Origin of the sequence: Algibacter sp. (assembly GCF_049667265.1) — a bacterium.
In the GTDB taxonomy this organism is placed as follows: Bacteria; Bacteroidota; Bacteroidia; order Flavobacteriales; family Flavobacteriaceae; genus Algibacter_B.
The window spans coordinates 1-7423 of the sequence record NZ_JBATHX010000003.1 but is presented as its reverse complement, the minus strand read 5'-3'; the positions used below and the strand labels follow the sequence as shown (position 1 = coordinate 7423).

Below are 7423 nucleotides of genomic sequence, written 5' to 3'. Positions count from 1 at the left end.
TGAGCAAAGGTGCGGGTGCGGGCATTTTAAAAGATGTTTGTTTAATGGAGCAACTTACTGCCGAAATGGTAAAACGAACCAGCATTCCCATTACCGTAAAAACCCGTTTAGGATGGGATGATAATTCTATAAAAATTGTGGAGGTTGCCGAGCGTTTGCAAGATGTAGGTTGTAAAGCCATTGCCATTCATGGGCGTACACGTGCACAAATGTATAAAGGCGATGCCAATTGGAAACCTATTGCACAAGTAAAGAATAACCCGCGCATGCACATTCCTGTGTTTGGAAATGGCGATGTGACAACTCCTGAACGCGCCATGGAAATGCGTGATGATTACGGATTAGATGGTTGTATGATAGGTCGCGCATCAATCGGGAACCCTTGGTTTTTTAAACAAGTAATGCACTTTTTTAAAACAGGCGAACATTTAGCACCTATTTCTTTAGAAGAACGTGTTGATGCTGCTCGCCGTCATTTACAAATGTCTATCGACTGGAAAGGCGAAGTTTTAGGTGTTTTTGAAACCAGACGTCATTATACCAACTACTTTAAAGGGATTCCGCATTTTAAAGAATACCGCATGAAAATGGTAACTTCTGATCATTCGGAAGATGTTTTTGCTGCTTTTGATGAGGTTTTGGAGCAGTTTTCCGGACATCAATTTACAGAGTAAACTAAATATTCTGCACCAAAGCTTTCGTAATTCTAGCCGAAGCAATTTTAGACGCTACAATTCCTAACACAGAAATAGTTAAAAATACAATTATGACGTTTTCAAACTTGATGGTTATTGGGTAGGCGAGTGTTGGGGTTATCATGACTAAACTAAAAACTTTTTGAAGCGTTGTAATTATTAATGCAATACCTAAACCAATTAGCCCGCCAATAACACTCATTAAACTGCCTTGGTAAAAAAATATTTTCCGGATGTCTTTTAAGGTTGTTCCTATATTGAATAGGGTGTTCAGACTTCGTTTTTTGTCTAAAATCATCATAATTAATGACCCTATAACATTAAAAAACGCAATGATTAAAACGAGTGTAAAAATGAGGTAAACAGCCAAATTTTCGGTGTTTAGCATTTTATAGAGGGCATCGTTAAGTTGGGCTCTATTTTTTAAAATCACTTTATCACCTAAAATACTTTGAATATTGTTTTTAGCTTGGTTTTCATCAACACCATTTTTCAATTTAAATTCTAAAGAAGTCAATTGGTTAGGCTCGTAATTTAGTAGATTTTTTGCTAAATCTATTGGCGCATATACGTAAGTATCATTAAGCTCTTCATTTATAAAAAACACGCCAACATTTATAGCGTTAATAGAATTATATGCGTTTTTTTTTGATGTTATTGCTCCCTTTCCAGGTTTTGGAACATAAACAGTTATGGGTTGTGTATAACTTAGCACACCGAGTGATAAACTGTTTGCAATGCCCCAACCAACAACTAATTGATTTGTTTTTTGATTTACCCAACTTCCATGATCCAGAGTAGAATCAATAGCAACTACATTTTGAAAATTAGCATCTACGCCTTTTAAAACTGCCAATACGTTTTTGTCTCCAGAAGCTATTATAACACGCTCCTCAATAATTTTTGAGTAGTGTGCAAGGTCATCTAAATTATTCAGTTTATTGGTTTCAACTTCCGTTAGAAAAAACGATTTTCCAATGGCCGTTTGGGCTTTTAAATCAGGATCTACCTCACTTGAAAATTGTAACGTGAAATCCTTTAAACCAGCAAAACCAGAAAGTACTATAAATAAGGATGCCGAACCTAAAATAACGCCTATTATAGCAATATAAGTTATGAAATTTATAGCATTGTTAGTGCTCTTGGAGAGTAGGTATCGTTTTGCTATGTGTAATGAAACATTCATAATATTATGAAAATATATTGACAAAATGAATGTTCAAGCAGTCCATTAAAAGTTTGATAAGAAAATTAGTGTTTTTTTCTTTTTTCTAATATTGAAGGGTCTTTGATTGGGTTTTCTTTCCCTTTTAAAGATTTTTCTATTTGGTCGATATATTCTAGCGAATCATCAATAAAAAACTCCAAATTAGGCATTCTACGAAGCTGATTCTTGGTGCGTTGTGCTAATTCATGTCGAATTAACGGTGTGTTTGACTTAATACCTTCAAGTAATTCTTTGCCCTTTTCATTCGGAAAAATACTTAAATACACTTTTGCCACACCTAAATCTACTGTCACCTTTACCTTAGTAACCGATATTAAAATACCTCGCATACCGCCTTGAGTAGCCGCGCTTTGTAAAACATCAGCTAAATCGGTTTGTAAAACAGATCCTATTTTTTTTTGTCTTTGACTTTCCTCTACGTTACTCATATGTAATTACCTGAATTAGGTTTAGACTGCAAAAATAACGGATATTTAAAGATTATGTTACTTTTAGATGCGATTTTCGTATTTTGAAAAGGAATTAAGTTTTGAATAAAAAGATTTCCGTCTTCACGGAAATGAAAAAAAATAAAATTTTCAATGAAAAATATTGAACACATAGGGATTGCTGTAAAAAACCTTAAAGACTCAAATGAGTTGTTTTCTAAATTATTTGGTGAACCCCATTATAAAACAGAAGAAGTAAAAAGCGAAGGTGTTAATACGTCTTTCTTTAAAGTTGGCGAAAATAAAATTGAATTATTAGAAGCTACTAAAAAGGATAGCCCAATTGCCAAATTTATTGACAAAAAAGGGGAGGGGATTCATCATATTGCATTTGAAGTTGATGATATAGTATCTGAAATAAAGCGACTTAAAAAAGAGGGTTTTAAAGTTTTAAATGAAAACCCTAATAAAGGAGCTGATAATAAGTTAGTGGCTTTTTTGCATCCAAAATCATCAAACGGCGTTTTAATTGAGTTATGTCAAGAGATAAAGAAATAAAATAACTTGCTAAGAAATAAAAATAGTAGTAATATTGCACTCCAATTTCGGTCCTATAGCTCAGTTGGTTAGAGCACCTGACTCATAATCAGGTGGTCCATGGTTCGAGTCCATGTGGGACCACATCTAGAAATTGTAAAGCCTTCAAGAAATTGAAGGCTTTTTTTTATAATTTATTTGGAATCAAACCGTTCTAGTATAGATTTTAAATACAAGAGTGCATTTTAGTTTCTCATTTAAACTGATTTGTATATATTTGTTGAGTAAATTAGAAGTGAGGGATTAATTTTACATTTACTTTAAATTTGTTGATAGTAGTTATTAACAAATGTTTATTAAAATAAAGTAAAATTGCATTTCGTCGATGATTTTAGCGTTTTGTAGATGTTTTTCGTAGCAATAAAGCTTAATTATTTTGTGAACTCGCTTTTTTTTATACATTTGTGCCCCTATGACAATACAAAATAAAAGAATAATTGCCTCAATCTTATTTGTATTAATAAGCGTTGTATGTGCAGCCCAGACATTACCTGGGCCAACCCCACCTCCTCCAGGGCCACCACCTCCACCAGGTTTCCCTATTGATGGTGGTATTTTATTTGGTATGGTTTTCGCTTTATTTTACGGAGTTAAAAAGCATTTGTTTCCTAAACAAAATCAATAGTTTACTTGTTCAAGTTAATAAGTTTAGCCACATATTTTCCTAAAACATCAAATTCTAAGTTTACTTTAGTACCAATTATAAAGGTATTAAAATTTGTATGCTCATACGTGTAGGGTATTATAGCGACACTAAACGAATCTTTTTTAGAATTTATAACAGTTAAACTCGTTCCGTTTATCGTTATAGAACCTTTTTCGATAGTAATGTTATTCAAAGCACTATCATATTTAAAAGTAAACACCCAACTGCCATTTTCTTCTTTAATATTTGTGCATTCAGCAGTTTGATCTACATGACCCTGAACAATGTGCCCATCTAGTCTGTCACCAAGTTTCATTGCGCGTTCTAAATTAACTTTATCGTGTAATTTTAAAGTACCAATACTTGTTTTATCTAATGTTTCTTTTATTGCAGTTACTGTGTATTCGTCTTTATTTATATCAACTACAGTTAAACAAACACCATTGTGTGCAACACTTTGATCTATTTTTAGCTCGTGAGTTAGGGTGCTTTTAATAGTTATGTGAAGGTTATCTAATTCGGTTTTTAAATTCGATACTAAACCAATATTTTCAATAATTCCAGTAAACATAATTTTGTTTGTTTATTTGGTTAAATTTGCATGAGTAAATGAATTTCAAAATTACGAACAAAAGTTGTCATTTTTAATGGAGCAAGAAGAAAATATAATAGTAGGAATATCTATAGGTGACTTAAATGGTATTGGTGGTGAAATTATTTTAAAAACATTTGAAGACGAGCGTTTTTTAGATTTTTGTACACCCGTGATTTTTGCTTCTGCAAAGGCAATGACGTTTTTTAAATCGCATTTTAACTCGGAAATTAATTTCAATATTATTAACGACCTAAACCAAATAGCACACAACAAAGTGAATGTGTTTAATTGTTGGAATGATCCAGTTAATATAGAATTTGGACAAGAAGATCCGAAAATCGGGAGTTTCGCCATTAAATCATTAGAAGCTGCAACAAAGGCATTAAAAGAAAACGCCATTCATGTTTTGGTTACCGCACCAATTAATAAACATAATATTCAGTCTGAAGATTTTAAATTCCCGGGGCATACTGATTATTTAGCAAAAGAACTTGAAGGTGAAAGTTTGATGTTTATGATTACGGATACGCTAAGAGTTGGGTTATTAACAGACCATGTTCCGGTTAAAGATATTGCTGCCCATATTACCCCTAAACTAATTGAACAAAAAATTAACACCGTTTATAATTCCCTTAAAAAGGATTTTAATATTGAAAGGCCAAAAATTGCTGTTTTAGGAATCAATCCGCATACTGGTGATAATGGCGTTATAGGAACCGAAGATGATGATGTTTTAAGGCCAACCCTTCATAAAATTAAAGAAAGCGGAAAATTAGTTTATGGCCCATATGCGGCTGATAGTTTTTTTGGTTCAAATAATTATAAAAATTTTGACGCCATTATTGCATCTTATCACGATCAAGGTTTAATTCCTTTTAAAACCCTTTCCTTCGGGCAAGGTGTAAACTATACTGCAGGATTGAATAAAGTAAGAACTTCGCCAGATCATGGTACTGCTTATGAAATAGCTGGAAAAGGTATAGCAGATGAAAACTCATTTAAAGAAGCCGTTTTTAGCGCTATTAAAATATATAAAAACAGAACGAGTTATGAACAACTTACTTCTAATCCCTTAAAGAAAGCGCCTCGAAAAGTGCATCGTTAATGAGTTGATTATTAGAAAAAATGGCTGTAAAAATAGCCGTTAAAAAACATAATTAAAAAAATGTTCATAACTCGTGTTAGGTAAATAAAAAGTTATATATTTGCAGGCTCAAAATAGATGCGATTATGAAGCTACTGAAAGAGTTTACAATCCCATTTGTAGGATTAAAAACAGGGAAACATCATTTTGAGTATGAAGTAAAGCAAGCGTTCTTTGAACATTTTGAGTATGAAGATTTTAATGATGTAAACATTATTGTTGGTCTTGAATTAGAAAAAAAATCAACATTATTAGAGTTACATTTTAAAATTACTGGTTGGGTTAATGTGAATTGTGATTTAACTAACGAACCTTATAATCAAACGATTGAAAACGAGTTTGATTTGGTTGTTAAGTTTGGTGATGAATATAATGACGAGAATATCGACATTTTAATTATTCCTCATGGCACTTACGAAATTAACATCCAACAGTATATTTACGAATTAATTATACTAGCTGTTCCAATAAAAAGGTTACACCCTGGAGTTGAAGACGGTACATTAGATTCAGAAATACTTGACAAATTAGAAGAATTAAGCCCTAAGCTTAAAGATAAAAAAGACAAAGATGAGGATATTGATCCTCGTTGGAATACATTAAAAAAATTATTAACGGATAAATAAAAATATAAAATGGCACATCCTAAGAGAAAAATCTCGAAAACAAGAAGAGATAAGAGAAGAACACATTACAAAGCAACTGCGCCACAGATTGCTACATGCCCAACAACAGGTGAAGCACACTTGTACCACAGAGCTCATTGGCACGAAGGTAAATTATATTACAGAGGTCAAGTATTAATTGACAACTCTGAAGAAGTAGAAAACGTAGCATAAACTATTATGCATGCATATATAAAACGCTCATTTATGGGCGTTTTTTTTATGAATTATTTTTTCTAATTAACAAAAACACGTAATTTGTATAATATTAGACTAAAATTTAGTAGTTTTCGTAAAATATTGGATGTTTTCGTCCATTTTTAACGATTTTTGGTCAAACTAACTATAAAGGTATGAGTAAAATCACAGCAGCAATTACAGCTGTAGGTGCATATGTGCCAGATTATGTATTAACCAATCAAATTCTTGAAACCATGGTCGATACGAACGATGAATGGATTACTTCAAGAACGGGCATTAAAGAACGTCGTATTCTTAAGGACGATGGAAAAGGAACTTCATATTTGGCCATCAAAGCTGCTCAAGATTTAATAAAGAAAAAGGGTATTGACCCAAAAGATATAGAACTTGTTATTGTTGCAACGGCAACTCCAGACATGAAAGCAGCATCAACAGCTTCTTTTACGGCTTCAGAAATTGGCGCAACAAATGCCTTTTCTTTTGATATGGATGCAGCATGTTCTAGCTTTTTATTTGGTATGTCTGTAGCAGCAGCATATATTGAATCTGGACGCTATAAAAATGTACTTCTAATAGGTGCAGATAAAATGTCGTCAATTATCAATTATAAAGATAGAGCAACATGCATTATTTTTGGTGATGGTGCAGGGGCAGTTTTATTTGAACCAAACGAGGAAAACTTAGGGCTTCAAGACGAATACTTAAAAAGTGATGGAACAGGAAGAGAGTTTTTACAAGCTACTTTTGGGGGTTCATCTCATGCGTTAACTGCTGAAGCTTTACTAAAAGGAGGCCATTATGCTTTTCAAGAAGGAAGAACGGTATTCAAAAATGCAGTTTTCAATATGGCCGATGCTGCAGTAAAAATATTAGAACGTAATAACCTAACAAAAGATACTGTTGATTGGTTGGCTGCACATCAAGCAAACAAACGTATTATTGATGCTACAGCGCAACGTATTGATTTAGATGAAAGTAAAGTAATGATGAATATTCAAAAATATGGAAATACAACATCAGCCACGTTACCACTTCTTATAAATGATTATGAATCACAGCTTAAAAAAGGAGATAATATAATATTCGCTGCTTTTGGTGGCGGATTCAATTGGGGAGCCATTTATTTAAAATGGGCCTATAATGCAAAACACTAACCACTAACTAATTAGTAAAATTATGGATATAAAGGATATTCAAAACTTAATTAAGTTTGTTGCCAAATCT

10 protein-coding genes and 1 tRNA gene are annotated in these 7423 nt (G+C 32.7%); 8 read left to right on the top strand and 3 right to left on the bottom strand.

Annotated elements, in window-relative coordinates:
- Window positions 1-674: tRNA dihydrouridine synthase (locus WBN21_RS00105; protein ID WP_424197286.1), on the top strand; the 674-nt coding region annotated here is incomplete at its 5' end.
- 1 nt (window position 675) lies between these two features.
- Here WBN21_RS00105 and WBN21_RS00100 read toward each other — a convergent pair.
- Entirely contained in the window at window positions 676-1881 is a 1206-nt protein-coding gene (locus WBN21_RS00100) for an ABC transporter permease (RefSeq protein WP_424197285.1), read from the bottom strand.
- Between the two features lie 65 nt (window positions 1882-1946).
- Window positions 1947-2351, bottom strand: coding sequence for a 30S ribosome-binding factor RbfA (gene rbfA, locus WBN21_RS00095; protein WP_424197284.1), 405 nt, complete (start codon window positions 2349-2351; stop codon window positions 1947-1949).
- A gap of 153 nt (window positions 2352-2504) precedes the next feature.
- Here rbfA and mce point away from each other — a divergent pair, with 153 nt between their 5' ends.
- The 3 genes from mce to WBN21_RS00080 all read left to right on the top strand — a co-directional run bounded on the left by mce (window position 2505) and on the right by WBN21_RS00080 (window position 3573).
- Entirely contained in the window at window positions 2505-2909 is a 405-nt protein-coding gene (gene mce, locus WBN21_RS00090; protein WP_424197283.1) for a methylmalonyl-CoA epimerase, read from the top strand.
- A gap of 49 nt (window positions 2910-2958) precedes the next feature.
- A tRNA-Ile gene (locus WBN21_RS00085) sits at window positions 2959-3032 on the top strand.
- Window positions 3033-3360: 328 nt separating this feature from the next.
- Window positions 3361-3573 carry a hypothetical protein gene (locus WBN21_RS00080; protein ID WP_424197282.1) on the top strand — a complete coding sequence of 71 codons (213 nt, stop codon included), beginning with the start codon at window positions 3361-3363 and terminating at the stop codon, window positions 3571-3573.
- A 1-nt stretch (window position 3574) separates the two neighbouring features.
- On the opposite strand, the gene WBN21_RS00075 is transcribed toward WBN21_RS00080, so the two are convergent.
- Entirely contained in the window at window positions 3575-4165 is a 591-nt protein-coding gene (locus tag WBN21_RS00075; RefSeq protein WP_424197281.1) for a riboflavin synthase, read from the bottom strand.
- A 76-nt stretch (window positions 4166-4241) separates the two neighbouring features.
- Here WBN21_RS00075 and pdxA point away from each other — a divergent pair, with 76 nt between their 5' ends.
- The 4 genes from pdxA (at window position 4242) to WBN21_RS00055 (ending at window position 7353) form a co-directional block, all read left to right on the top strand.
- Window positions 4242-5294 carry a 4-hydroxythreonine-4-phosphate dehydrogenase PdxA gene (gene pdxA / locus WBN21_RS00070; protein ID WP_424197280.1) on the top strand — a complete coding sequence of 351 codons (1053 nt, stop codon included), beginning with the start codon at window positions 4242-4244 and terminating at the stop codon, window positions 5292-5294.
- Between the two features lie 125 nt (window positions 5295-5419).
- The gene (locus tag WBN21_RS00065) at window positions 5420-5959 is read left to right on the top strand and encodes a YceD family protein (protein ID WP_424197279.1); all 540 of its coding nucleotides are present in this window, start codon (window positions 5420-5422) and stop codon (window positions 5957-5959) included.
- A gap of 9 nt (window positions 5960-5968) precedes the next feature.
- Entirely contained in the window at window positions 5969-6172 is a 204-nt protein-coding gene (gene rpmF, locus WBN21_RS00060; RefSeq protein ID WP_034042489.1) for a 50S ribosomal protein L32, read from the top strand.
- Between the two features lie 179 nt (window positions 6173-6351).
- Entirely contained in the window at window positions 6352-7353 is a 1002-nt protein-coding gene (locus tag WBN21_RS00055) for a beta-ketoacyl-ACP synthase III (RefSeq protein WP_424197278.1), read from the top strand.
- The last annotated feature ends 70 nt before the right edge of the window (window positions 7354-7423 follow it).